Source organism: Pseudomonas sp. GL-RE-29 (assembly GCF_019947275.1).
Taxonomy (GTDB): Bacteria; Pseudomonadota; Gammaproteobacteria; order Pseudomonadales; family Pseudomonadaceae; genus Aquipseudomonas; species Aquipseudomonas fluorescens_A.
Genome location: NZ_JAGYGD010000001.1, coordinates 258,283 through 283,316, shown reverse-complemented (window position 1 = coordinate 283,316; position 25,034 = coordinate 258,283). Strand labels below are relative to the sequence as shown.

The following is a 25,034-nucleotide window of genomic DNA, read 5'->3' as shown; positions in this document are numbered from 1 at the left end:
GCACATTCAACATATGTGCTGCTAGACACTCCGCTATCGCGGGCAAGCCCGCTCCCACAGAAAAAAGTTTGACCAGAGGCAGGCGATTGTATTGGTGGCGTCCCAAATAAAAACACCGCCCGAAGGCGGTGTCTGTGTCAGCAAGCGCTTACGACGCAATCAACTGTCGCAACACATAATGCAAAATCCCTCCCGACTTGAAGTACTCCACCTCATTCAATGTATCGATCCGGCACAACACCTCGATTTTCTCGCGGCTGCCGTTTTCACGGGTGATGACCAGGGTCAGGTTCATTCGCGGGGTCAGCTCTACGCCAGTCAGGCCAAGAATATCCAAGGTTTCCTTGCCGGTCAGATTCAGGCTCTTGCGGTTCTGATCGAGCTTGAACTGCAACGGCAGCACACCCATGCCCACCAGGTTGGAACGGTGAATCCGTTCAAAGCTCTCGGCGATGACTGCTTTCACTCCGAGCAAATTAGTGCCCTTGGCGGCCCAGTCACGGCTCGATCCGGTGCCGTATTCCTGGCCCGCAATCACTACCAGCGGTGTGCCCGCGGCTTGATAACGCATCGCCGCGTCGTAGATCGGCATTTTCTCCATGGTCGGAATGTAGAACGTGTTGCCGCCTTCCTCACCGCTGAGCATCTCGTTACGGATGCGGATGTTGGCAAAGGTGCCGCGCATCATCACTTCATGGTTGCCGCGCCGGGAGCCGTAGGAGTTGAAGTCCCGCGGTTCCACGCCTTTGTCGCGCAGATACTGGCCTGCCGGACTGTCAGCCTTGATGTTGCCGGCCGGGGAGATGTGGTCGGTGGTCACCGAGTCGCCGAGCAGCGCAAGGATTCTGGCCCCCGCCACGTCCTTGACCACCGGCGGCGGACCGCCGATGTCATCGAAAAATGGTGGATGCTGGATGTAGGTCGAATCCGCTTGCCAGACATAGGTAGCCGCTTGCGGGACCTGGATCGCCTGCCACTGCTCGTCGCCGGCAAAAACCTCGGCGTATTCCTTGTGGAACATGGCGGTGTTGACCTGACTCACTGCGTCAGCGATTTCCTTGCTGCTCGGCCAGATATCCCGCAGGTACACCGGATTGCCATCGTGGTCTTCGCCCAGAGGCTCGCTGCTGATATCGATGCGCACCGTACCGGCTAGCGCAAACGCGACCACCAGCGGAGGCGAGGCCAGCCAGTTGGTTTTCACCAGCGGATGGACCCGGCCTTCGAAGTTGCGGTTGCCCGACAGCACCGAAGCCACGGTCAGGTCGGCTTTCTGAATGGCTTTTTCGATCGGTTCCGGCAACGGCCCTGAGTTGCCGATGCAAGTAGTGCAGCCATACCCGACCAACGCAAAACCCAATTCATCGAGGTACTGGGTGAGGCCCGCCGCTTCGTAATAGTCGGTGACGACTTTCGAGCCGGGCGCCAGCGAGCTTTTCACCCACGGCTTGCGCTTCAAGCCTTTTTCCACAGCCTTTTTCGCCACCAGCCCGGCGGCCATCATCACGCTCGGGTTGGAAGTGTTGGTGCACGAGGTGATCGCAGCAATCACCACGGCGCCGTTTTTCAGCCGATAGGTCTGACCTTCGGACTCGTAGTCCGCTTCGCCGGCCAGATCGGCATTGCCGACCGCGACGCCACCACCGCCTTCACTTTCCAGTCGACCTTCTTCCTTGCTGGTGGGTTTGAATTGCAGGTCGGTGAAGTCACTGAACGCTTGCGCGACGTTGGGCAGCGAGACCCGATCCTGTGGACGCTTCGGTCCGGCGAGGCTGGCTTCGACGGTGGCCATGTCCAGCGCCAGGCTGTCAGTGAACACCGGCTCCTGACCGGGCAGGCGCCACAAGCCCTGAGCCTTGCTGTAGGCCTCGACCAGTTTCACGGTCTCAACGGGGCGGCCCGACAGGCGCAGGTAATCCAGCGTCACGTCGTCCACCGGGAAAAAGCCGCAGGTGGCGCCGTATTCCGGGGCCATGTTGGCGATGGTCGCGCGGTCCGCCAGCGGCAGATCGGCGAGGCCGTCGCCGTAGAACTCGACGAATTTGCCGACCACGCCTTTCTTGCGCAGCATCTGGGTGACGGTCAGCACCAGGTCGGTGGCGGTGATGCCTTCGCGGAGTTTGCCGGTGAGTTTGAAGCCGATGACTTCCGGGATCAGCATCGACACCGGTTGCCCGAGCATCGCCGCTTCTGCTTCGATGCCGCCAACACCCCAGCCGAGCACACCGAGGCCATTGATCATGGTGGTGTGGGAATCGGTGCCGACCAGCGTGTCGGGGAAGGCGTAGGTGCGGCCGTCCTCGTCTTTGGTCCAGACGGTGCGGCCGAGGTATTCCAGGTTCACCTGGTGGCAGATGCCGGTGCCCGGTGGCACCACGCTGAAGTTGTCGAAGGCGCTCTGGCCCCAGCGCAGGAACGCGTAGCGCTCACCATTGCGCTGCATTTCGATGTCGACGTTCTGCCCGAAGGCGCTACTGGTGGCGAACTTGTCGACCATCACCGAGTGGTCGATCACCAGATCCACCGGCGACAACGGGTTGATTCGCTGCGGATCGCCGCCGGCCTTGGCCATCGCCGCCCGCATGGCAGCAAGGTCAACCACGGCGGGCACGCCGGTAAAGTCTTGCATCAATACCCGCGCCGGGCGGTACTGGATTTCACGGTCGGAGCGGCGCTCCTTGAGCCAGGCGGCAATCGCCTTGAGGTCGGCGCCGGTGACGGTTTTTTCGTCTTCCCAGCGCAGCAGGTTTTCCAGCAGCACCTTCAGCGACATCGGCAGCTTATCCAGATCGCCCAGGCTCTTGGCGGCTTCCGGCAGGCTGAAATAGTGGTAGGTCTTGTCATCGACTTGCAGGGTTTTGAGGGTGTTCAAGCTATCAAGGGACGGCATTACGATCACTCCTTTGAGTCCGCACGGCTACGGACTGAGGGGACGGGCAGAGCATTAAACCTAGCCCTGTTTTCAGTAGCTGGCTAATAACTGGACTCTATGGGCAAGTCCGAGGTTCCGAAGTCGGCTATCATGCGCCGGTTTTCGTGACAGGCTTTGCTACAGGGCAAGTTTGCGCATTAATTCCTTGCCGATTGCCCAGGAGATTCAATGAACACCCTCTTTATGCATTGCCGGCCGGGCTTCGAAGGTGAAGTCTGTTCCGAGATTTCCGACCTCGCCGCACGGCTGAACGTGGCCGGTTACGCCAAGGCCAAGACCGCCAGCGCCTGCGCCGAATTTGTCTGCACCGAAGAAGACGGCGCCGAACGCCTGATGCGCGGTCAGCGTTTCGATCAACTGATTTTCCCGCGCCAGTGGGCCCGCGGGATTTTCATTGATTTGCCGGAAACCGACCGCATCAGCGTGATCCTCGCCCACATGGCGGACTTTCCGCTGTGCGGCAGCCTGTGGCTGGAAATGGTCGATACCAACGACGGCAAGGAACTGTCGAACTTCTGCAAGAAATTCGAAGTTCACCTGCGCAAGGCGCTGATGGCCGCCGGCAAGCTGGTGGAAGACGCCCACAAGCCGCGCTTGCTGCTGACCTTCAAGAGCGGTCGTGAAGTATTCATGGGCCTGGCGGAGTCGAACAACTCGGCGATGTGGCCGATGGGCATCCCGCGTTTGAAGTTCCCCCGTGAGGCGCCCAGCCGTTCGACCCTGAAGCTCGAAGAAGCCTGGCACCACTTCATCCCCCGTGACCAATGGGACGAGCGCCTGCATGGCGATATGACCGGCGTCGACCTGGGCGCCGCACCCGGCGGCTGGACCTGGCAACTGGTCAATCGCGGCATGCTGGTGACCGCCATCGACAACGGCCCGATGGCCGAAAGCTTGATGGACACGGGGCTGGTGCAGCACTTGATGGCCGACGGTTTCACCTTCAAGCCCAAGCAACCGGTGGACTGGATGGTTTGCGACATCGTCGAGAAACCGGCGCGCAACGCCGCGATGCTTGAAGAGTGGATTGGCGAGGGCCATTGCCGCGAAGCGGTGGTCAACCTCAAGTTGCCGATGAAACAGCGTTACGCGGAAGTGAAGCGCCTGTTGGAACGCATCGCCGACGGCTTCAAAGCGCGGGGCATCAAGGTCGAGATCGGCTGCAAACAGCTGTACCACGACCGTGAAGAAGTAACCTGTCACCTGCGCCGGCTCGACGTGAAAAAACCAAAATCCCGTTAAGTTACACGGCCCCTGTAGGAGCTGCCGAAGGCTGCGATCTTTTGACTTGGCTTTTCAAGATCAAGATCAAAAGATCGCAGCCTGCGGCAGCTCCTACAGGGGGGCGGCGTAATGCCACAGATGACCGAACACCCGGCAATGCGCGACAATGCTGGCAAGTTTCAGGAGCCAATCATGAGTGAAATGATCGATACGCCGGTAGACGGCACCCTCGACGCCACCGGCCTCAACTGCCCGGAACCGGTGATGATGCTGCACCAGCACATCCGCGACCTGGTGCCTGGCGGCCTGCTGAAAGTGATCGCCACCGACCCGTCGACCCGTCGCGACATCCCTAAATTCTGCGTGTTTCTCGACCACGAATTGGTCGGTCAACACGAAGACGCCGGTACCTATTTGTACTGGATCCGCAAAAAACTCGATTAACCAACAACGGTTATCCCTGTAGGAGCTGGCTTGCCAGCGATAGCGATTTGGCAGGCGACAACGATGTTGATCAATCCGTCGCCATCGCCAGCAAGCCGGCTCCTACAGGTTCGAATTACCTCGCTGAATGGCTCAAACGCGATTAACACCGAGCCCTGTAGAAGCTGGCTTGCCAGCGATAGCGATTTGGCAGGCGAGACCGATGTTGATCAATCTGCCGCCATCGCCAGCAAGCCGGCTCCTACAGGTTCGAATTACCCCGCCGAATGGCTCAAACGCGATTAACACCGAGCCCTGTAGGAGCTGGCTTGCCAGCGATGGCGATATGGCAGGCGACAACGATGTTGATCAATCCGCCGCCATCGCCAGCAAGCCGGCTCCTGCAGGTTCGAATTACCCTGCCGAATGGCTCAAACGCGATTAACACCGAGCCCTGTAGGAGTTGGCTCGCCAGCGATAGCGATATGGCAGGCGACAACGATGTTGATCGATTTGCCGCCATCGCCAGCAAGCCGGCTCCTACAGGTTCGAATTACCCTGCCGAATGGCTGATACGGATCCGCTTGCGCGCGCTGCGCGTAAGGCGGATCGACAACATCAGTGCCGCGCAACTCAGGCCGACGATCAATCCTTGCCACAGACCGCTCGGGCCACGCGGCTCGCCGAGCCAGTCTGTCAGGCCGAGGGCGTAACCCACCGGCAAGCCGATGCCCCAGTAGGCAAACAGGGTCAGGATCATCGTCACCCGAGTGTCCTGATAACCGCGCAACGCGCCGGCCGCCGTGACCTGGATCGCGTCGGAAAACTGGAACAGCGCCGAATACACAATCAGCATCGCCGCGATATGGATCACTGTCGGGTCTGCGGTGTAGATCGCGGCGATGGGCTCGCGCAGCAGCAACATCATGCTCGCCGAAAGGCAGGCGTACGCCAGCGCGGTGCCCATGCCGACACCTGCGGCAAACCGCGCTTCGCGTGGCTCCTCACGCCCCAGCGCCTGACCGACGCGCACCGTGACGGCCATGCCCAGGGAGTAGGGGATCATGAACACCAGCGAACTGACGTTCAGGGCAATCTGATGCCCGGCCACCACCGTGGCGCCGAGGCTGCCGATCAGCAGGGCGATCACGGCAAAGATGCTCGACTCGGCGAACACCGCGATCCCGATCGGCAAACCGATGCCCAGCAAGCGCTTTATCACTGACCATTGTGGCCAGTCGAAACGGCTGAACAACTCGCTCGACCGATAAGCCGGCGCCCAACGCTCCCAACCGGCCATGCCCAGCGCCATCACCCACATCACGATCGCCGTGGCCCAGCCGCAGCCAACACCGCCCATGGCCGGCACGCCGAAGTGGCCATAAATGAACACGTAGTTCAGCGGGATGTTCAGCGCCAGGCCGCACAGCCCCAGCACCATCGCCGGACGGGTACGCCCGATGCCGTCACTGAAGCAACGCAGCACATGGTAGAAAGCCACGGCGGGCAATCCGCTGGCGATGCCGTGCAGATACTGCATGCACGGGCCGATCAGTTCGGGGTCGACCTTCATCAGGTGCAAGATCGGCTCGGCGCTGAACAGCATGCCGGTCGCGATCAATCCGACCACCAGTGCCAGCCACAACGCCTGACGCACGATCGGCCCGATTTCGCTGTGGGTGCCGGCGCCGAAGCGCTGGGCGACTTTCGGCGTGGTGGCCAGCAGGGTGCCGGTCATCAGCAGAAACACCGGGACCCAGATCGAGTTGCCCAGCGCCACCGCTGCCAGATCGCGCGGGCCGACCCGGCCGGCCATCACCGCATCGACGAAGCCCATCGCGGTGGTCGCCAGTTGCGCGATCATGATCGGTAGCGCCAGGGCGAGCAGATTTTTCAGCTCCAGGCGAACCCGGGCCGGGCGGGTGAGGGAGATAGCAGCGGGGCGGTCAGTCACGGAATTCAAGGGCAAAACGTCCAAAAGATTTTGATGCGCAGGCGCGCATTCTACGCGTTGACGCATCGGTCAGGAAAAGACCTGTGTTGGGGATTTGTAATCACCGGTTCTTTTGTAGGAGCTGCCGAAGGCTGCGATCTTTTGACTTTGCTTTTTAAAAACAAGATCAAAAGATCGTAGCCTTCGGCAGCTCCTACAGGGGTATAGGCGGTGGAGGTCATCTGCGCCTACACTGCCGATCCGCCAAAGGAGCCTGCCATGCTGATTGTTGCCGACGAAAATATCCCCCTGCTTGACGCCTTCTTCGAAGGCTTCGGTGAAATCCGCCGGGTTCCGGGGCGTTCCATCGACCGCGCCACCGTCGAACAGGCCGATGTGTTGCTGGTGCGTTCGGTGACGAACGTCAACCGCGCGTTACTTGAGGGCAGCAAGGTGCGCTTCGTCGGCACCTGCACCATCGGCACCGATCACCTGGACCTGGATTACTTTCAACAGGCCGGCATCACCTGGTCCAGCGCGCCGGGTTGCAATGCCCGGGGCGTGGTTGACTACGTGCTCGGCAGCTTGCTGACCCTCGCTGAAATCGAAGGCGCGGACCTGACGCAACGTACTTACGGCGTGGTCGGTGCCGGTGAAGTCGGCGGGCGGCTGGTCAAGGTCCTGCAAGGGTTAGGGTGGAACGTACTGGTTTGCGATCCGCCGCGACAAGCCGCTGAAGGTGGCGACTACGTCAGCCTTGAGCAGATCATCGAGCAGTGCGACGTCATCAGCCTGCACACGCCGCTGACTAAGCAGGGCGCTCAGTCAACCTGGCACCTGTTCGACAAAAAACACCTGAACCAACTCAAACCGGGCACATGGCTGATCAATGCCAGTCGCGGTCCGGTGGTGAACAACGCCGCACTGCGCGATGTGTTGCTGGAGCGTGAGGACCTGCAAGCGGTGCTTGACGTCTGGGAAGGCGAGCCGGAAGTCGACGTGGCGCTGGCCGAACTCTGCGTGCTGGCAACCCCGCACATTGCCGGTTACAGCCTGGACGGCAAACAACGCGGGACGGCGCAGATCTATCAGGCGTTCTGCGATTTCCTCGGTCAACCGGCCCGCGTCAGCTTGAGCGATTTGCTGCCGGCCCCGTGGCTGTCGCAAGTGACCTTGAGTGCCCAGACGGACCCGGCCTGGGCGCTGGCGATGTTGTGCCGTGGCGTATACGACCCGCGCCGTGACGACGCGGATTTCCGCCGCAGCCTTGTAGGCAGCGTGAGCGAGCAGCGTGGGGCGTTCGATGTGTTGCGCAAGAACTACCCATCGCGGCGTGAAATCGACGGGTTGCAGGTGCGGATCGACGGCGATGCGCCTGAGTTGCAGAAGATTGTCGCGGCGCTGGGCGCAACCATAATCTAAAGATCAACCACGCGCCCCTGTAGGAGCTGCCGAAGGCTGCGATCTTTTGATCTTGTTTTTTTAAGAAAAATCAAAAGATCGCAGCCTCCGATAGCTCCTACAAAAGCATGATTCTGCAGGCATAAAAAACCCGGCCAACAGGGGCCGGGTCAAGAAGACGGTGGCTACATCACTTTTGTTCGGCAGGCTTGACCAATCGCTTCTCCAGCTCGCTGCACGCTTGCTGGATCATGTTTTCAGTGATCGGTACTTCGTGGCCCTGTTCATCGATAATCGAGCAACCCAGAGACTGGTCTGGCTGCGTACGGATCACCTGAATCTTGTCATCGCTGCTGTTTTGCAAGGACATGGCCTGTCTCCTCATCAGGTTATATGCCTAGTGTAAAACCGCCAGGTGACCAGGCTGTGACAACTCCCTGCGATCTCTCCAAAGCGGCAACCACAGTCCACCAGAAATACCGCAACGTTGCCACCCGGACTTTAGACCAATAGCGTCTAGGGCCTAGGCTTGGCGGTCATAATTAACCTGACTCATTGTGATTTACCAAGTTCCACTCCGTAGCGCGGTGTACGCTGGAACTTATCAAACGCTCCGCCATGGATGATGCCAATGCTCACAGTTCGTCACCGCCGTGCGATTCGCCTGGCCAGCCGTTTTATCGCGCCTTATCGCTGGCATGCGCTCGGCGCGCTGTTGGCTTTGATCGTTACCGCAGGCATCACCTTATCCATGGGGCAGGGTATCCGCCTGCTGGTGGATCAGGGCTTCATGACCCAATCGCCGCACTTGCTCAACCAGTCCATCGGTTTGTTCATGTTGCTGGTGTTCGGTCTGGCGGTTGGCACCTTTGCGCGTTTTTACCTGGTGTCGTGGATTGGTGAGCGCTGTGTCGCCGACATCCGCCGCCGAGTATTCAATCACCTCATCTATCTGCATCCGGGCTTCTACGAGAACAACCGCAGCTCCGAGATCCAGTCGCGGCTGACCGCCGACACCACGCTGCTGCAATCGGTGATCGGCTCATCACTGTCGCTGTTTTTGCGCAACCTGCTGATGGTGATCGGCGGGATCGTCCTGCTGTTCATCACCAACCCCAAGCTCACCAGTATCGTGGTGGTTGCCTTGCCGTTGGTGATCGCGCCGATCCTGATCTTCGGCCGCCGGGTTCGCAGCCTGTCGCGGCTGAGCCAGGACCGGATCGCCGATATCGGCAGCTATGTGTCCGAAACCCTGGGCCAGATCAAAACCGTGCAGGCCTACAACCATCAGGCGCAAGACGAACAGCGCTTTGCCGTGACCGTGGAAGAAGCCTTCAACACCGCCCGCAAACGCATTTTCCAGCGGGCGTGGCTGATTACTCTGGTGATTGTGCTGGTGCTGGGCGCGGTTGGCGTGATGCTTTGGGTTGGCGGCATGGACGTGATTGCCGGGCGAATTTCCGCGGGCGAGCTGGCGGCGTTTGTCTTCTATAGCCTGATCGTCGGCAGTGCGTTCGGCACCTTGAGTGAAGTGATCGGCGAGTTGCAGCGCGCGGCGGGCGCAGCGGAGCGGATCGCCGAGTTGCTGCGTGCGCAGAACATCATCCAGCCTCCAACCTCAGGCCTTGTGTCCTTGCCCGAGCGAGTGCGAGGCGATTTGCTGCTGCATGACGTGCGCTTTTCCTACCCGTCGCGCCCCGAAAGCTATGCCGTCGATGGTTTGAATCTGGCTATCAAGGCCGGTGAAACGCTGGCGTTGGTCGGGCCCTCCGGGGCCGGTAAATCAACGGTGTATGACCTGCTGCTACGTTTCTACGACCCCGCAGAAGGACGCATCCTGCTTGATGGTGTACCCCTGACAAGTCTTGATCCACTGGATCTGCGACGCTGCTTCGCTCTGGTCTCGCAAACCCCGGCGCTTTTTTTCGGCAGCATCGAAGAGAACATCCGCTACGGCAACCCGACGGCGACGCTGGCCGAGGTTCAGGAAGCCGCGAAAATCGCCTACGCCCACGATTTCATCGAGGCCATGCCCAACGGCTACCAGACGCATCTGGGTGATGGCGGACTCGGTCTGTCCGGCGGCCAACGCCAACGCCTGGCCATCGCCCGCGCGCTGTTGGTCGACGCGCCGATCCTGCTACTCGACGAAGCTACCAGCGCCCTTGATGCGCAAAGTGAGCACCTGATCCAGCAAGCCCTGCCAAGCCTGATGAAAAACCGCACGACCCTGGTCATCGCCCATCGCCTGGCCACGGTGAAAAACGCGGACCGGATCGCGGTGATGGACCAAGGAAAACTGGTCGCCGTAGGAACACATCAGGAATTGATTGCCAACAATGCGCTATACGCGCGGTTGGCGGCGTTGCAGTTCAATGATGGCAAGGCCGAACTCGACCTCCACCTGTAGGAGCTGCCGCAGGCTGCGATCTTTTGATCTGGCTTTCAAAAAAATGCCCACATCGATGTGGGCATTTTTCTATTGCGAAGAAACCAGGATCAAAAGATCGTCCGAACGCGGCCCGAACCTTCGCCAGCTCCTACAGGGGCATTATTGATCGTCGAAGTAGCGTTCGTGCCAATCCACCAGCGGTTGTGGTGAGTTGAGCTTCTGGCCGTAGATCACCGAATACGACAGAACGTTCTGCACGTACTGACGGGTTTCGTCGAACGGGATGCTTTCCACCCACACGTCGAAACTCAAGTGATCAGCGCCGCGCAGCCACTGCCGTACGCGGCCTGGGCCGGCGTTGTAGGCGGCGGAGGCGAGAACGCGGTTGCCGTTGAACTGACTGTGGACCTGGCTCAGATAGGCTGCGCCGAGCTGGATATTCTTGTCCGGTTCGAACAACTGCTGCGGCGACGAATAGGGAATGCTGAACTTGCGTGCGGTTTCCTTGGCGGTGGCCGGCATCAGTTGCATCAGGCCGGACGCACCGACACCGGAGCGGGCATCGTCCATGAAGGCGCTTTCCTGACGGGTGATGGCAAACACCCAGCTCGAATGCAGGCCGCGGTTTTTGGCTTCACGGACCAGGGTTTCGCGATGCGCCATCGGGAAGCGAATGTCCAGGTCATCCCAATATTGTGCCTGGCTGATGGTGCGGATCGCCGGGAAATACCATCTCAGGTCGTAAGCCAGTTTGGCTTGGGCGACCATTTCGTCTCGGCTGAAGTGGCGGCTGACGTGATACCACTCGCGGCGACCGTCGACGATCTGCCCGCGAGCATGGAATTCCAGGGCGCGACGTATGCCCGGCGTGTTGCGAACCTTGTTCATCAGTGCCTGGCTGATCACCAGCGGCTTGTTATTCAGTGAATAGGACGATTGCGAACGGTCTGCGGCGAGGAAGCCGTAGAAGTCACGTTCACGGGCCAGATTTTTATAAAGGCTTTGCGGTTCCGCGCTCTGCGGCTGTGCCAGCTCCAGGCTGCGGGCCTGCCAGTATCGCCAGCGGCTGGTGGTGGCGAGGTCTTGCGGCAGTCGGCGGGTCAGCTCATAGGCATCGTTCCAGCGAGCCAGTCGCAGCAGCAGGCGCATGCGCCATTCGGACACGGTGTTGTCGCGCAGCTCCGGGTCGTATTTGGTCATCATGTCCAGCGCGCGGCTGTCGAAACGGCGTGCGAGGGTCAGGCCGATTTCCCGGGCAATCGCCACTTTTTCATCGCGGGAAAAATGCATGCTGCTGGCATAGCTATCGAGCAGCGCCATGGCCTTGTCCGGGTCCTGGCGGGCGAGGCGACGCAGGCCAAGGCTGACGATGTCCGACATCGGTTCGTCAGCCGGGGTGAAGCGCGATGGCTGGTTGAGCAGCTCGGGTTTTTGCGCCACATCAATCAGCAAACGACCGCGAGGGGCGAGGGTGGTCAGGCCGTTGACCAGGCTGTTGGCCAGCGCGTAATTGCGTGCCTGCGCGGCAAGTTTGGTGCGCTCCCAGCGTTTTTGTTCGGTCAACTGACCGTCGGCGGCCCACATGCCGAACAGCACGTCGCAAGCTTCGGGTTGGGATTTACCGGTCAGCCAGAGCTTGTTGGCGTTGGCGTAACCTTCGGTCTTGAGGTTGTGGCTGATCTGATACTGCGCGTTCAGGCAGTCCAGTTCTGTGAAGTTGAGTTTGGGGTCGTAATATTTGACGAACGTCGCCCAGTCGCCGCGATCGGCCAGCCAGCGCAGCCAGCGCAGCTTCATCCAGTTGGCCTGGGGCAGGTCACCGTGTTCGGCGAGGAATTTTTCGATTTCGGCGTTGCTAGCGCTTTTCAGGCGTGCGGTCAGCTCGTCATACGCCAGATAAGGCTCCAGCGGATAGTCGGCCAGCGCTTGGCTGTAACGGAAATACGGCCCGGTATCACCCTTGGCCAAGGCGCGCTTGGCTTCATCGTAATACTGGCGTTGGGTGGACAGGTCCACCGCCTGGGCGGATTGAACAGCAGCGGCAGACAGTAAAAAACAGGATAAAAGCTTGAAGAGGCGACTGCGCATGAGACGTCCGGGCAGAGAAATCATGACAAGTGCGGGCGATGACCACACTGAATTGACTGTAGCTTAGCCTTTTGCCAGCAACGGGCGAAAGCTTTGCGGGCCTGTCTGCATCAGTTCGCAACATTTGTTGTGCAGAGTGCTTCGACAGTGAAATTGCCGGCCTTCTGAAGCCTCAAGTCAGGTAGAATGCGCGCCCGGTTTTTGGAGAAGCTCATGACCCTGCTCAAATTCAGCGATGTGTCCCTTGCTTTCGGCGCTATGCCGTTGTTGGACAAGGTGTCCTGGCAGATCGCCCGTGGTGAGCGGGTGTGCATCATCGGCCGCAACGGCACTGGCAAGTCCAGCATGATGAAGCTCGTCAAGGGCGACCAGAAGCCCGATGACGGCTCCGTTTGGCGTGCGCCCGGGCTCAAGATCGGCGAATTGCCGCAAGAATTGCCGGTAGCCGACGAGCGGACCGTGTTCGACGTGGTCGCCGAAGGCCTGGACGGCGTGGGCGCATTGCTCGCCGAGTATCACCACCTGAGCCAGAACATCGTCACCGACGCTGACCTGGACAAGTTGATGCACGTCCAGCATGACCTCGAAGCCCGCGACGGCTGGCGCTTGCAGACCCTGGTCGACAGCACCCTGAGCCGCTTGCAGTTGCCGGCCGACAAGACCCTCGCCGAATTGTCCGGCGGCTGGCGTCGCCGCGTCCTGCTGGCCCAGGCGCTGGTTTCCGAACCGGACCTGTTGCTGCTCGACGAACCCACCAACCACCTGGACATCGGTGCGATCGCCTGGCTCGAAGAAGCGCTGAAGGATTTCCAGGGCGCCGTGCTGTTCATCACGCACGACCGTTCTTTCCTGCAAAACCTCGCGACCCGCATTCTTGAACTGGATCGCGGCGGCCTGATCGACTGGAACGGCGACTACGCCAGTTTCCTCGTGCATAAAGAAGCCGAGCTGGCGGCTGAAGCCACGGCCAACGCGCTGTTCGACAAGCGTCTGGCCCAGGAAGAAGTCTGGATCCGTCAAGGCATCAAGGCGCGTCGTACCCGTAACGAAGGGCGCGTGCGCGCACTCAAGGCCTTGCGCGTCGAGCGCAGCGAGCGTCGTGAACGCACCGGCAAGGCCAACATTCAGCTGGAAACCGCCGACAAGTCTGGCAAGCAGGTGATGGTCCTCGAGAATGTGAGCTTCGCTCATCCGGGCGGCCCATTCCTGATCAAGGATTTCTCGATGGTGTTGCAGCGCGGCGACCGCATCGGCCTGCTCGGCGCCAACGGTACCGGCAAGACCACGTTGCTGAAGCTGATGCTTAGCGGTTTGCAGCCCACCAGCGGCAAGGTGGAAGAGGGCACGAAGATCGATGTTGCCTACTTCGACCAACTGCGCCATCAGCTGGATCTGGAAAAAACCGTGATCGATAACGTCGCCGAAGGTCGCGACTTCATCGATATCGACGGCCAGAGCCGCCACGTGCTGAGCTACCTCGGCGACTTCCTGTTCAGCCCGCAGCGTGCCCGCACGCCGGTCAAGGCGCTGTCCGGTGGCGAGCGTGCCCGTCTGTTGCTGGCCAAACTGTTCAGCAAGCCGGCTAACCTGCTGGTGCTCGACGAACCGACCAACGATCTCGACGTCGAAACCCTCGAACTGCTTGAAGAGGTCTTGCTGACCTTCAACGGCACCGTGCTGATGGTCAGCCACGACCGGGCATTCCTCGACAACGTGGTCACCAGCACTCTGGTCTTCGAAGGTGAAGGCAAGGTTCGAGAGTATGTCGGTGGTTATCAGGACTGGCTGCGTCAGGGCGGCTCGCCGCGCCTGCTGGGCGTGACTGAAAGCAAATCCGGCAAGGCCGACCTGAATTCAGCTGTAGTGAAGGCCGAGCCTGCGCCGGTCGCGGCAGCGGTCGAAGCGCCAGCGAAGAAAAAACTCAGCTACAAATTGCAGCGCGAGCTGGAAGCGTTGCCGGGGCAGATCGAGGCCATGGAGCAGCAGATCGCTGCCGTTGAGGCTCAGATGGCCGATGCTGGCTTCTATCTGCGTCCGGCTGCGGAAACTGCTGCGGTGATCGCTCAGTTGTCGCAGTTGCAGGCTGAGCTCGACGTAATGGTCGAGCGCTGGGCTGAGCTTGATGCCTGATTGATCTTGCAATAAAAAAGCCCGACTTCGGTAACTCGACTGTCGGGCTTTTCGTATGGAATGCCATCCCCCTGCAGGAACTGGCTTGTTAGCGATGGCATCACAACGGTGCATCAGGCAGTCCGTGTGGCCCGCATCGCCAGCAAGCCGGCTCCTATAGGGAATTGGCTGTCAGCTTTTGTTTTGCAGGCGCACCGCCAGCACATCGCAAGGCGCACCGTGCAGGACGTCATTGGCAGTGGAGCCCAGCAGCAGTGCCAGGCCATGCCGCCCATGACTGCCCACCACGATCATGTCGCACCCTTGCTCCTTGGCCAGGTGGTGAATCTCCTGGCGTGGCTGGCCGTAAGTCAGGTGGCTGTATTCCTTGGACAGTTCCGGGTATTTCAGGATCAACCGGTCGAGGCGTTCCTTGGCCTGATCGAACTGCTGTTGTTGCAGTTGTGACAGGTCCATCGGCACGTCACCGCCAAAGGCCATGGCCATGGGTTCGACGATATGCACCAGGGACAACTTCGCACCATTGCTCACCGAGAGCTCGCGAGCGCGGTGGATTACAGGATCGCACTCTTCGGTTAGATCTACAGCGACCAGAATGTGGTTGTAGGGCATGAGGTGCTCCTCCTGAGGATTGCAATATTGGTAAGTATGGCTGGTTTCAAGCGCATTGGTTTCAAAGTGACTGAATGCGCTCATCAAGAATCGGGAGTACAGATATGACGGTCTGGATAGTGGTGTCAATCCTGCTGGTGGTACTTAGTCCACTGGCCTGGCTGCGACCGTCCCGCCATCAGAGCGGCCGCATGGCCTTGCGCATGGAGGCTCGACGCATCGGGTTGGCCATGCAGCTGGCGCCTCAGGAGTGGCCGCACTGGCTCGGCCAGGAGCCGCCAAACCCTTGCGCGCAGTACCATCGGCCGCGACGGGGCAATCAACCGAAGTGCTGGAGTTACTGGCAAAAATCTCCGGGTTTGTGGGTCAACCAGTGGCAGGAAACCTGTGAGGATCCTGCGCTGCTCAATCATTTCGAAAAATTGCCGGGCAATGTCTACAAAGTCGAGGCCGACAAGCAAATGATCGCTCTGTACTGGGGCGAGAAGGGCGAGGCCGAGGTTTTGCAGCACATTGACGCCACGCTCAAGGCGCTCGCGTGAACTCGGTCCCTAAAATCGCTTGCCTGAATTTTTTACCCCTGTAGGAGCTGCCGAAGGCTGCGATCTTTTGATTTTACCTTTAAAAACAAGATCAAAAGATCGCAGCCTTCGGCAGCTCCTACAGGGGGCGTGCCATTTTTGTGGGCAATAAAAAGCCCGACAGGATCATCGGGCGGGGTTGGCCAGGCAGGCCGGTAAATTCGGTGTGGGCTGATCTTACGCTGTGCATTCGCACCAGCGTTCACATTTTTCCCAGATTCCGCCAGCTTAGCCTGTTAAACAAAGGCTGCCGGGAATTAGGGCGACTTTTCTAATGATTAATCCTATGAATGGATCCACATCCATCTGCTTGTTGAAGGTCTTCGCAGTACGGAAATGACCGCAAAGTCGTGTTTCAACCCAATGTTTCAGGCGATTGACAATTGTCGGAAATTCCGTGAAGGTGACGTACCCAAATCAAACGGGCGTATGAAATGAGCGTTTGTCCGACAAACTGCTCCTACAGAATCCCGACTATCGCGTTGGCGGGTGTGCCGGGTTGAGAGGCGTAGCATCGACGTTTAACGTCCCTGCCGAACCATTCACCTGCGTCCGACGTGTACTGTTCAGCTTCCATATCGTGGAGATCAGTTGATGATTTACGAAGGTAAAGCCATCACGGTTAAGGCTCTTGAAAGTGGCATCGTCGAACTGAAGTTCGACCTCAAGGGTGAGTCCGTCAACAAGTTCAACCGTCTAACCCTGAACGAACTGCGTCAGGCTGTGGGCGCTATCAAGGCAGATGCTTCGATCAAGGGTGTGATCGTCAGCAGTGGCAAGGACGTATTCATCGTCGGCGCCGACATCACCGAATTTGTCGACAACTTCAAGCTGCCGGATGCAGAGCTTGTTGCTGGCAACCTCGAAGCCAACAAGATTTTCAGCGATTTCGAAGACCTCAACGTCCCGACCGTCGCCGCGATCAACGGCATCGCTCTGGGTGGCGGTCTGGAAATGTGCCTGGCAGCGGACTACCGCGTCATGTCGACCAAGGCCAAGATCGGTCTGCCGGAAGTCAAGCTGGGCATCTACCCAGGCTTCGGCGGCACCGTGCGTCTGCCGCGCCTGATCGGTGCCGACAACGCCATTGAGTGGATTGCCTCCGGCAAGGAAAACCGTCCTGAAGACGCGCTGAAAGTCGGCGCCGTGGACGCTGTGGTTGCTCCTGAGAAGTTGCAGGAAGCCGCGCTGGAACTGATCAAGCGCGCCATTTCCGGCGAGTTCGATTACAAGGCCAAGCGCCAGCCGAAGCTTGAAAAACTCAAGCTGAACGCGATCGAACAAATGATGGCGTTCGAAACCGCCAAAGGTTTCGTGGCCGGTCAGGCTGGCCCGAACTACCCGGCGCCGGTTGAAGCGATCAAGACCATCCAGAAAGCCGCGAACTTCGGTCGCGACAAGGCGCTGGAAGTCGAAGCAGCCGGTTTCGTCAAACTGGCCAAGACCTCTGCCGCGCAGAGCCTGGTCGGTCTGTTCCTGAACGATCAGGAACTGAAGAAAAAGGCCAAGGCCTACGACGAAATCGCCAAGGACGTGAAGCAGGCAGCCGTACTGGGCGCCGGCATCATGGGCGGCGGTATCGCCTATCAGTCGGCTTCCAAAGGCACGCCGATCCTGATGAAGGACATCAACGAGCACGGTATCGAGCAGGGCCTGGCCGAAGCCGCCAAACTGCTGGTTGGCCGCGTTGATAAAGGTCGCATGACCGCCGCGAAGATGGCTGAAGTGCTCAACGGCATTCGTCCGACCCTGTCCTACGGTGATTTCGGTCACGTGGACCTGGTGGTTGAAGCCGTCGTCGAGAACCCTAAGGTCAAGCAAGCTGTTCTGGCTGAAGTTGAAGGCCAGGTTAAAGAGGACACCATTCTGGCGTCCAACACCTCGACCATTTCCATCACCTTGCTGGCCAAGGCCCTCAAGCGTCCGGAAAACTTTGTCGGCATGCACTTCTTCAACCCGGTGCACATGATGCCGCTGGTCGAAGTGATCCGTGGCGAGAAGTCCAGCGAGCTGGCCATTGCCACCACCGTTGCCTACGCCAAGAAAATGGGCAAGAACCCGATCGTCGTCAATGACTGCCCGGGCTTCCTGGTCAACCGCGTGCTGTTCCCGTACTTCGGCGGTTTCGCCAAGCTGGTCAGCGCCGGTGTGGACTTCGTCCGTATCGACAAGATCATGGAAAAATTCGGCTGGCCAATGGGCCCGGCCTACCTGATGGACGTGGTCGGCATCGACACTGGCCACCACGGTCGTGACGTGATGGCTGAAGGCTTCCCGGACCGCATGAAAGACGACCGTCGCTCGGCCGTTGACGTGCTCTACGAAGCCAAGCGCCTGGGTCAGAAGAACGGCAAGGGCTTCTACGCCTACGAGACCGACAAGAAGGGCAAGCAGAAGAAAGTGGCCGATCCGTCGGTACTGGAAGTGCTCAAGCCAATCGTCTACGAGCAGCGTGAAGTCACTGACGAAGACATCATCAACTGGATGATGATCCCGCTGTGCCTGGAAACCGTGCGTTGCCTGGAAGACGGCATTGTCGAAACCGCTGCCGAAGCCGACATGGGTCTGGTCTACGGTATTGGTTTCCCTCCATTCCGTGGCGGTGCGCTGCGCTACATCGACTCGATCGGTGTTGCCGAGTTCGTTGCCCTGGCTGACCAGTACGCTGATTTGGGCGCGCTGTACCACCCGACCGCGAAGCTGCGCGAAATGGCCAAAAACGGCCAGAGCTTCTTCGGTTAAGCGCCCCCAACTAGAGTGAGAGTGAACTTATGAGCTTGAATCCTAGAGACGTCGTGATTGTCGACTTCGGTCGTACTCCGATGGGCCGCTCCAAGGGCGGCATGCACCGCAACACCCGCGCCGAAGACATGTCGGCGCACCTGATCAGCAAACTGCTGGAACGCAACGTCAAGGTTGACCCGAGCGAAGTCGAAGACGTGATCTGGGGCTGTGTGAACCAGACCCTGGAGCAGGGCTGGAACATCGCGCGCATGGCGTCGCTGATGACCCAGATCCCGCACACTTCGGCCGGCCAGACCGTCAGCCGTCTGTGTGGCTCGTCCATGAGCGCGCTGCACACCGCTGCACAAGCGATCATGACCGGCAACGGTGACGTGTTCGTGGTTGGTGGCGTCGAGCACATGGGCCACGTGAGCATGATGCACGGTGTCGATCCGAACCCGCACATGTCCCTGTACGCGGCAAAAGCCTCGGGCATGATGGGCCTGACCGCTGAAATGCTGGGCAAGATGCACGGCATCACTCGCGAACAACAGGACGCTTTCGGCGTGCGCTCCCACCAACTCGCCCACAAGGCGACCGTGGAAGGCAAGTTCAAAGACGAAATCATCCCGATGCAAGGTTACGACGAGAACGGTTTCCTGAAACTGTTCGACTACGACGAAACCATTCGTCCGGAAACCACCCTGGAAAGCCTGGCAGCATTGAAGCCAGCGTTTAACCCGAAGGGCGGCACCGTGACAGCGGGTACTTCGTCGCAGATCACCGATGGTGCCTCGTGCATGATCGTGATGTCGGCGCAGCGTGCACAGGACCTGGGCATCCAGCCTCTGGCGGTGATTCGCTCGATGGCAGTGGCAGGTGTGGATCCGGCAATCATGGGCTATGGTCCAGTACCGGCCACACAAAAAGCACTGAAGCGCGCGGGCCTTGGCATCAACGATATCGACTTCTTCGAGCTCAACGAAGCTTTCGCCGCACAGGCACTGCCAGTGCTGAAAGATCTGAAAGTGCTCGACAAGATGAACGAGAAGGTTAACCTGCACGGCGGCGCGATCGCCCTGGGTCACCCGTTCGGTTGCTCCGGTGCGCGTATCTCCGGCACTTTGCTTAATGTGATGAAGCAAAATGGCGGCACCTTCGGGGTAGCCACCATGTGCATTGGTCTCGGCCAAGGCATCTCCACCGTCTTCGAACGCGTTTAAGCGTTTCGCTGACGGAAGCCGGGGCCAAGTGCCCCGGTTTTTGTTTTTCCGGATTTATTTTTATTTTTATTTTGAAAAAATTTGAGTGAGGGCCGAAGCATGCCGATACAACCTGGGCTCTATCAACATTACAAGGGTCCGCAGTACCGTGTATTCAGCGTTGCGCGGCATTCGGAAACCGAAGAAGAAGTGGTCTTCTACCAAGCCCTGTATGGCGATTACGGCTTTTGGGTACGTCCCTTGAGCATGTTCCTGGAGTCGGTCGAAGTTGACGGGGAGCAGGTGCCACGCTTTGCTTTGGTGCAAGCTGAACCGAGTGTTTTTTCCAAGCCATAAGCTGAGTGCGCGCAATACCCTGCGCTTGACCTCACCTTGTAGCCACTATATATAGCGGTGCCGCGTCAGGCGCCAACCGCCTTTCACTTCTAGAATTCAGGAATTTTCTGATCCATGGGCAAATCGCTGGTCATTGTGGAATCCCCGGCTAAGGCCAAGACCATCAACAAGTATTTGGGCAACGAATACGTGGTGAAGTCGAGTATCGGCCATATCCGAGACCTGCCCACCAGCGGTTCGGCTAGCGCCAGCAAAGAGCCAGCCGCCAAGCGCGGCAAGGCCGCTGCGGGTGAAGCGCCGGCCTTGTCGCCGAAAGAAAAGGCGCGCAAGCAGCTGGTCGCTCGCATGGGGGTCGATCCCGATCATGGCTGGAAAGCCAAGTACGAGATCCTTCCAGGCAAGGAAAAGGTCATCGAAGAGCTGCGCCGGCTCGCCAAAGATGCTGACACCATCTATCTCGCAACCGACTTGGACCGCGAGGGGGAAGCCATTGCCTGGCACCTGCGCGAAGCCATCGGTGGTGACGACACCCGCTACAAGCGCGTGGTGTTCAACGAAATCACCAAGAAGGCGATTCAGGAAGCCTTCTCCAAGCCGGGCGAGCTGGACATCGACCGTGTAAATGCCCAGCAGGCGCGTCGTTTCCTCGACCGCGTCGTGGGTTACATGGTTTCGCCGCTGCTGTGGGCCAAGATCGCTCGTGGCCTGTCCGCCGGTCGTGTGCAATCGGTTGCGGTGAAGCTGGTCGTTGAACGTGAGCGCGAGATACGTGCGTTCATCCCGGAAGAGTACTGGGAAGTTCACGCCGACCTCGGCACAGCCAAAGGCGCTACCGTACGTTTCGACGTTGCTCGCGAGAAAGGCGAAGCCTTCAAACCGCTCAACGAAGCCCAGGCCATGGCCGCGCTGGAGAAGCTCAAGGCTTCCAGCTACAGCATCGTCAAGCGTGAAGACAAGCCGACCAGCAGCAAGCCGTCGGCACCGTTCATCACTTCCACCCTGCAGCAGGCCGCGAGCAACCGCCTGGGCTTCGGTGTGAAGAAAACCATGATGATGGCTCAGCGTCTGTATGAAGCCGGCTACATCACTTACATGCGTACCGACTCGACCAATCTCTCGGTTGATGCCGTGGCAATGGCGCGTACTTATATTGAAGGTGAGTTCGGCAAGAAATACCTGCCGGAAACCCCGAACGTCTACAGCAGCAAGGAAGGCGCACAGGAAGCTCACGAAGCGATTCGTCCATCCGACGCCAACACCGAGCCTAGCAAGCTGTCGGGCATGGAGCGGGACGCTGAGCGCCTCTACGAGTTGATCTGGCGCCAGTTCCTCGCCTGCCAGATGCTGCCGGCGCAATACCTGTCGACCACGGTCACCGTCGGTGCCGGCGACTTCGAGCTGCGCGCCAAGGGCCGCATCCTGAAGTTCGACGGTTACACCCGCGTCATGCCGCAAATCGCCAAGCCGGGCGATGACGACGTACTGCCGGACATGGCCCAGGGTGACGCGATGAAGCTGATCAAGCTTGATCCGACCCAGCACTTCACCAAGCCGCCGGCGCGTTACTCGGAAGCCAGCCTGGTAAAAGAAATGGAAAAACGCGGAATCGGCCGTCCTTCGACCTACGCCGCAATCATCTCGACTATCCAGGATCGTGGCTACGTCGCGCTGCACAACCGTCGTTTCTATTCGGAAAAGATGGGTGACATCGTTACCGAACGTCTGGCCGAAAGCTTCTCCAACTTGATGGACTACGGCTTCACTGCCGGCATGGAAGAGCACCTCGATGACGTGGCCCAGGGCGAACGCGACTGGAAAAACGTGCTCGACGAGTTCTACGGCGACTTCAAGAAAAAACTCGAAGTAGCCGAAAGCCCGGAAAACGGCATGCGCGCCAACCAGCCGGTGATGACCGATATTCCGTGCACCACCTGCGGTCGTCCGATGCAGATTCGTACCGCGTCGACCGGTGTGTTCCTCGGTTGTTCGGGTTACAGCCTGCCGCCGAAAGAACGCTGCAAGGCCACCGTCAACCTTGTACCGGGCGATGAAATCGCTGCGGACGACGAGGGTGAATCGGAATCGCTGGTACTGCGTGGCAAGCATCGCTGCCCGATCTGCAGCACAGCGATGGATGCTTACCTGCTCGACGAAAAGCGCAAGCTGCACATCTGCGGTAACAATCCGGATTGCAACGGCTACGAAATCGAAGAGGGCACCTATCGAATCAAGGGCTACGAAGGTCCGAGCCTGGAGTGCGACAAGTGCGGCAGCGAGATGCAGCTCAAGACTGGCCGCTTCGGCAAGTTCTTCGGATGCACCAACCCGACGTGCAAGAACACTCGCAAGCTGCTGAAAAGTGGTGATGCGGCGCCGCCGAAGATGGATCCGGTGAAGATGCCTGAGCTGAAATGCGAAAAGGTCAACGACACCTACATCCTGCGCGACGGTGCGTCCGGCCTGTTCCTGGCGGCCAGCCAGTTCCCGAAAAACCGCGAGACCCGCGCTCCGCTGGTTGTGGAAATCGTGCCGCACAAGGATGAGATCGATCCGAAGTACCACTACCTTTGTGAAGCGCCGAAGAAAGATCCGGATGGTCTGCCAGCCGTGATTCGCTACAGCCGCAAGACCAAGGAACAGTACGTCCAGACAGAAGTCGACGGTAAGCCGACTGGCTGGAAGGCGTTCTACGACGGCGGTAAGTGGAAGGTTGAAGACAAGCGTCCAGCAGCGAAGGCTTAAGCGCGCAGGCTGATAATGGGCCGACTTCGTCGGCCAATGGGAGCAAGCTCTCTCGCCACAAACAAAAGGCCGCATGACAACCCTTGGGTTTTCATGCGGCCTTTTTGTTTTGGGCTTGCGGTCAGCTTGGCTGATCCACGACACTGTGCGACCTGCGTGAAGCAATTATTTCGTTGTGGAGACTGCCGTCATGGCCCACGAACTCTATACCCGTACTAACCAGAAGATTTATTTCGCCGGTCTTTCGCTGGAAGCACTCGCCAAGGCAGAAGAGGGGCGGGCGATGAACTCCCTGGCGCTGATTCAGGCTGGGCGCGAATCGGCGTTGTTTCATCTGTACGGAGCGCTGCTGGGGCTGTGCCACGAAATCGCCGGTTTCTATCGCTTGCCTCAGGCCAATGCACCTCGGGCGGAGCTGCTGCTGACCCGCGAGGTGCTGGAGTCCATCGCCATTCCTGAAATGGCCGAGATGGTCGAACTGGCCAACAATCCGGAAACCTGGCTGGCCAAGCTTCTGTCGGCCCATGCAACCTTGTTCCAGCCGCCTCGGGCGCCGCACAAGCCAAAAGGCGATGTGACCCAGCCGCTGATCCTGGCGGTAAACCTGGATGAAGAAGAGGCGCCTCAAGAACTGAGTCGTGAGGAGCTGGAGAGCTGGCGTCAAAACCTTAAAAGCCTGGCGCTCCGTTTTCGCGAAGGCTTGAACGAGTGCTGAAGGATTGAGCGGATGACGGATAGCTTCAAGAGCTTTCCGTTCAGGGATGATTGCTAATAGATGTTTCTTTGCGATGGCATCTGGTCAAGATCCCGAGCGAAGCCTGGCTGATGCCTATATAATCCCTGCCTTTCGTGGAGAACACACCTTTATGCCAACGTCCTTTCTAGAAATTGTCGAGTTACCAGACGGCCGTATCGAGCTGCGCAGAGCTGAGGACGAGGGTTCTCTGGTTACTTTGGATTTCTCCGAGGACGCCAAAGCGTTCCTGCAAGGCCAGCACGTTGAAGTCGCCAAGGCGATGTTGAGCGTCGGCGTTCAGATGGCGGGGCGCATGGTTGAAGGCGAATTCGAGAAGGACGAGGGGTCGCGGGTCCTTCATTGATCCCGCCCGTCGGTTTTTTCGGGTACAGCTTTGTATCGGCTTCTCTCTCCTTAGAGAAGCCTTGCACAGATCAATGTGCGCAGTGTTTGTCAGTTAACCCAATTTAATGTTCAGGCTTTGTGCGTCCCCGGTTCGGGCGGCGCTGATTAACTGTTGGCGAGCGTTTGTGCTCAGTGGGTTGAGCCAGCTGACGACCGTGTGGCTGCGACCAAGACGAAGGGCTTCGCATGTCAACTGCTGGGCGCTCTGGGTGCCGCGCGGTTGCAGCAGCAGAATGCGTTCGCGGTTGAGGCCGGCGTCCCGCAACCAGGCCTGAGTCAGGCTGGCGGGTGGGGCGATGAGTGTCAGCCAGCGCGCATCCTGATCCTGACTTAATTCCCTGAGGATCGGTGCCAGAAGGTTCAGGCAGTTCCCGGCTGCACCACGCAGAGACAATTCACTGAAGACCTCTGGCTCGGCGCTCCACGGCGACTCGACCACTTCCTTCAGGATCGGCGCCAATGGCGGGGCCATGAATGCCTCGAACAGCGGCAGTTGAGCTTGCTGTGATGTATGTGGGAACTGCATAAAGCCTCCTTTAGCGGCGAATGACGCCGACACTCAAGCCTTCGATCACCAGTTCCTGATCTTTAAGGTTCACTTCAATTGGAGCGAATTCAGGGTTTTCGGCAATCAACCAGACCTTGCTGCCATCACGCTTGAAGCGCTTGACGGTCACTTCGTCGCCGATTCGTGCTACCACGATCTGGCCATTGCGGGCTTCACGGGTGGTGTGGACGGCCAACAGGTCGCCGTCGAAAATGCCAACGTCCTTCATGCTCATGCCATGGACGCGCAGCAGGTAGTCGGCGCGCGGATGGAAGAAAGCAGGGTTGATGTTGCAGGACTCTTCGACATGCTGTTGCGCAAGGATCGGTGCGCCAGCGGCAACACGGCCAATGATCGGCAGGCTGGAGTCATCGGCCTTGGCTTCGAAGCCGGGAATGCGAATGCCGCGCGAAGCCCCGGGAGTCATCTCGATCGCGCCTTTGCGGGCAAGTGCCTTGAGATGCTCTTCTGCAGCGTTGGGCGATTTGAACCCCAGTTCCTGAGCGATTTCCGCGCGGGTCGGCGGGTACCCATTGTCTTCCAGGCAGCGTTTGATGAAGGCCAGAATCTCTGCTTGGCGTGGCGTCAGCTTTAGCATATTGATC

General features: G+C 59.2%; 20 protein-coding genes. 13 read left to right on the top strand and 7 right to left on the bottom strand.

Annotation, left to right across the window (positions count from 1 at the left end; genetic code table 11):
• Nucleotides 1-148: 148 nt before the first annotated feature.
• Entirely contained in the window at nucleotides 149-2,890 is a 2,742-nt protein-coding gene (gene acnA / locus KGB21_RS01340) for an aconitate hydratase AcnA (RefSeq protein WP_223503205.1), read from the bottom strand.
• Between the two features lie 210 nt (nucleotides 2,891-3,100).
• On the opposite strand from acnA, the gene rlmM reads away from it, so the two are divergent.
• The 3 genes from rlmM to KGB21_RS01325 all read left to right on the top strand — a co-directional run bounded on the left by rlmM (nucleotide 3,101) and on the right by KGB21_RS01325 (nucleotide 5,024).
• A complete protein-coding gene (rlmM, locus tag KGB21_RS01335) occupies nucleotides 3,101-4,174 on the top strand; it encodes a 23S rRNA (cytidine(2498)-2'-O)-methyltransferase RlmM (protein WP_223503203.1) in 1,074 nt (357 codons plus the stop codon).
• A gap of 174 nt (nucleotides 4,175-4,348) precedes the next feature.
• Entirely contained in the window at nucleotides 4,349-4,600 is a 252-nt protein-coding gene (gene tusA, locus KGB21_RS01330; protein WP_034148011.1) for a sulfurtransferase TusA, read from the top strand.
• A gap of 202 nt (nucleotides 4,601-4,802) precedes the next feature.
• Nucleotides 4,803-5,024 (top strand): hypothetical protein, encoded by a 222-nt coding sequence (locus KGB21_RS01325; protein WP_155292742.1) that lies wholly within the window; start codon nucleotides 4,803-4,805, stop codon nucleotides 5,022-5,024.
• A 108-nt stretch (nucleotides 5,025-5,132) separates the two neighbouring features.
• Here KGB21_RS01325 and KGB21_RS01320 read toward each other — a convergent pair whose 3' ends face one another.
• The gene (locus tag KGB21_RS01320) at nucleotides 5,133-6,542 is read right to left on the bottom strand and encodes an MATE family efflux transporter (RefSeq protein WP_223503201.1); all 1,410 of its coding nucleotides are present in this window, start codon (nucleotides 6,540-6,542) and stop codon (nucleotides 5,133-5,135) included.
• Between the two features lie 249 nt (nucleotides 6,543-6,791).
• Between KGB21_RS01320 and pdxB the strand changes: the two genes are divergently transcribed.
• Complete coding sequence (pdxB, locus tag KGB21_RS01315; protein WP_223503199.1) at nucleotides 6,792-7,934, top strand: 4-phosphoerythronate dehydrogenase PdxB; 1,143 nt, start codon at nucleotides 6,792-6,794, stop codon at nucleotides 7,932-7,934.
• A gap of 169 nt (nucleotides 7,935-8,103) precedes the next feature.
• Here pdxB and KGB21_RS01310 read toward each other — a convergent pair whose 3' ends face one another.
• On the bottom strand, nucleotides 8,104-8,283 hold the full coding sequence (locus KGB21_RS01310; protein ID WP_034147907.1) for a PA1571 family protein: 180 nt from the start codon (nucleotides 8,281-8,283) through the stop codon (nucleotides 8,104-8,106).
• A 261-nt stretch (nucleotides 8,284-8,544) separates the two neighbouring features.
• On the opposite strand from KGB21_RS01310, the gene KGB21_RS01305 reads away from it, so the two are divergent.
• Nucleotides 8,545-10,323: an ABC transporter transmembrane domain-containing protein gene (locus KGB21_RS01305; RefSeq protein WP_411741285.1), complete on the top strand. Its 1,779-nt coding sequence runs from the start codon at nucleotides 8,545-8,547 to the stop codon at nucleotides 10,321-10,323.
• Nucleotides 10,324-10,464: 141 nt separating this feature from the next.
• Here the strand turns inward: KGB21_RS01305 and KGB21_RS01300 are convergent, their stop codons facing one another.
• Entirely contained in the window at nucleotides 10,465-12,393 is a 1,929-nt protein-coding gene (locus KGB21_RS01300; protein WP_034147905.1) for a transglycosylase SLT domain-containing protein, read from the bottom strand.
• Between the two features lie 213 nt (nucleotides 12,394-12,606).
• On the opposite strand from KGB21_RS01300, the gene KGB21_RS01295 reads away from it, so the two are divergent.
• Nucleotides 12,607-14,523, top strand: a complete 1,917-nt coding sequence (locus tag KGB21_RS01295) for an ATP-binding cassette domain-containing protein (RefSeq protein ID WP_034148010.1) — start codon at nucleotides 12,607-12,609, stop codon at nucleotides 14,521-14,523.
• Nucleotides 14,524-14,694: 171 nt separating this feature from the next.
• Here KGB21_RS01295 and KGB21_RS01290 read toward each other — a convergent pair whose 3' ends face one another.
• On the bottom strand, nucleotides 14,695-15,135 hold the full coding sequence (locus KGB21_RS01290; RefSeq protein ID WP_034147904.1) for a universal stress protein: 441 nt from the start codon (nucleotides 15,133-15,135) through the stop codon (nucleotides 14,695-14,697).
• A 104-nt stretch (nucleotides 15,136-15,239) separates the two neighbouring features.
• Here KGB21_RS01290 and KGB21_RS01285 point away from each other — a divergent pair, with 104 nt between their 5' ends.
• The 7 genes from KGB21_RS01285 to KGB21_RS01255 all read left to right on the top strand — a co-directional run bounded on the left by KGB21_RS01285 (nucleotide 15,240) and on the right by KGB21_RS01255 (nucleotide 23,841).
• The gene (locus KGB21_RS01285; RefSeq protein ID WP_034147903.1) at nucleotides 15,240-15,677 is read left to right on the top strand and encodes a hypothetical protein; all 438 of its coding nucleotides are present in this window, start codon (nucleotides 15,240-15,242) and stop codon (nucleotides 15,675-15,677) included.
• A 633-nt stretch (nucleotides 15,678-16,310) separates the two neighbouring features.
• Entirely contained in the window at nucleotides 16,311-18,458 is a 2,148-nt protein-coding gene (fadB, locus tag KGB21_RS01280) for a fatty acid oxidation complex subunit alpha FadB (RefSeq protein WP_223503195.1), read from the top strand.
• A 29-nt stretch (nucleotides 18,459-18,487) separates the two neighbouring features.
• A complete protein-coding gene (gene fadA, locus KGB21_RS01275; protein WP_007933190.1) occupies nucleotides 18,488-19,663 on the top strand; it encodes an acetyl-CoA C-acyltransferase FadA in 1,176 nt (391 codons plus the stop codon).
• Between the two features lie 99 nt (nucleotides 19,664-19,762).
• Entirely contained in the window at nucleotides 19,763-19,999 is a 237-nt protein-coding gene (locus KGB21_RS01270; RefSeq protein ID WP_034147901.1) for a DUF1653 domain-containing protein, read from the top strand.
• 114 nt (nucleotides 20,000-20,113) lie between these two features.
• Nucleotides 20,114-22,741 (top strand): type I DNA topoisomerase, encoded by a 2,628-nt coding sequence (gene topA / locus KGB21_RS01265; protein ID WP_223503193.1) that lies wholly within the window; start codon nucleotides 20,114-20,116, stop codon nucleotides 22,739-22,741.
• 190 nt (nucleotides 22,742-22,931) lie between these two features.
• Nucleotides 22,932-23,456, top strand: a complete 525-nt coding sequence (locus tag KGB21_RS01260) for a DUF6586 family protein (RefSeq protein ID WP_034147899.1) — start codon at nucleotides 22,932-22,934, stop codon at nucleotides 23,454-23,456.
• 151 nt (nucleotides 23,457-23,607) lie between these two features.
• Nucleotides 23,608-23,841 carry a hypothetical protein gene (locus tag KGB21_RS01255; protein WP_034148009.1) on the top strand — a complete coding sequence of 78 codons (234 nt, stop codon included), beginning with the start codon at nucleotides 23,608-23,610 and terminating at the stop codon, nucleotides 23,839-23,841.
• 93 nt (nucleotides 23,842-23,934) lie between these two features.
• On the opposite strand, the gene sulA is transcribed toward KGB21_RS01255, so the two are convergent.
• Both sulA and lexA read right to left on the bottom strand, forming a co-directional pair.
• Nucleotides 23,935-24,408 carry an SOS-induced cell division inhibitor SulA gene (gene sulA, locus KGB21_RS01250; protein ID WP_034147898.1) on the bottom strand — a complete coding sequence of 158 codons (474 nt, stop codon included), beginning with the start codon at nucleotides 24,406-24,408 and terminating at the stop codon, nucleotides 23,935-23,937.
• Nucleotides 24,409-24,418: 10 nt separating this feature from the next.
• Nucleotides 24,419-25,027, bottom strand: a complete 609-nt coding sequence (gene lexA / locus KGB21_RS01245) for a transcriptional repressor LexA (protein WP_034147897.1) — start codon at nucleotides 25,025-25,027, stop codon at nucleotides 24,419-24,421.
• Between the last annotated feature and the right edge of the window lie 7 nt (nucleotides 25,028-25,034).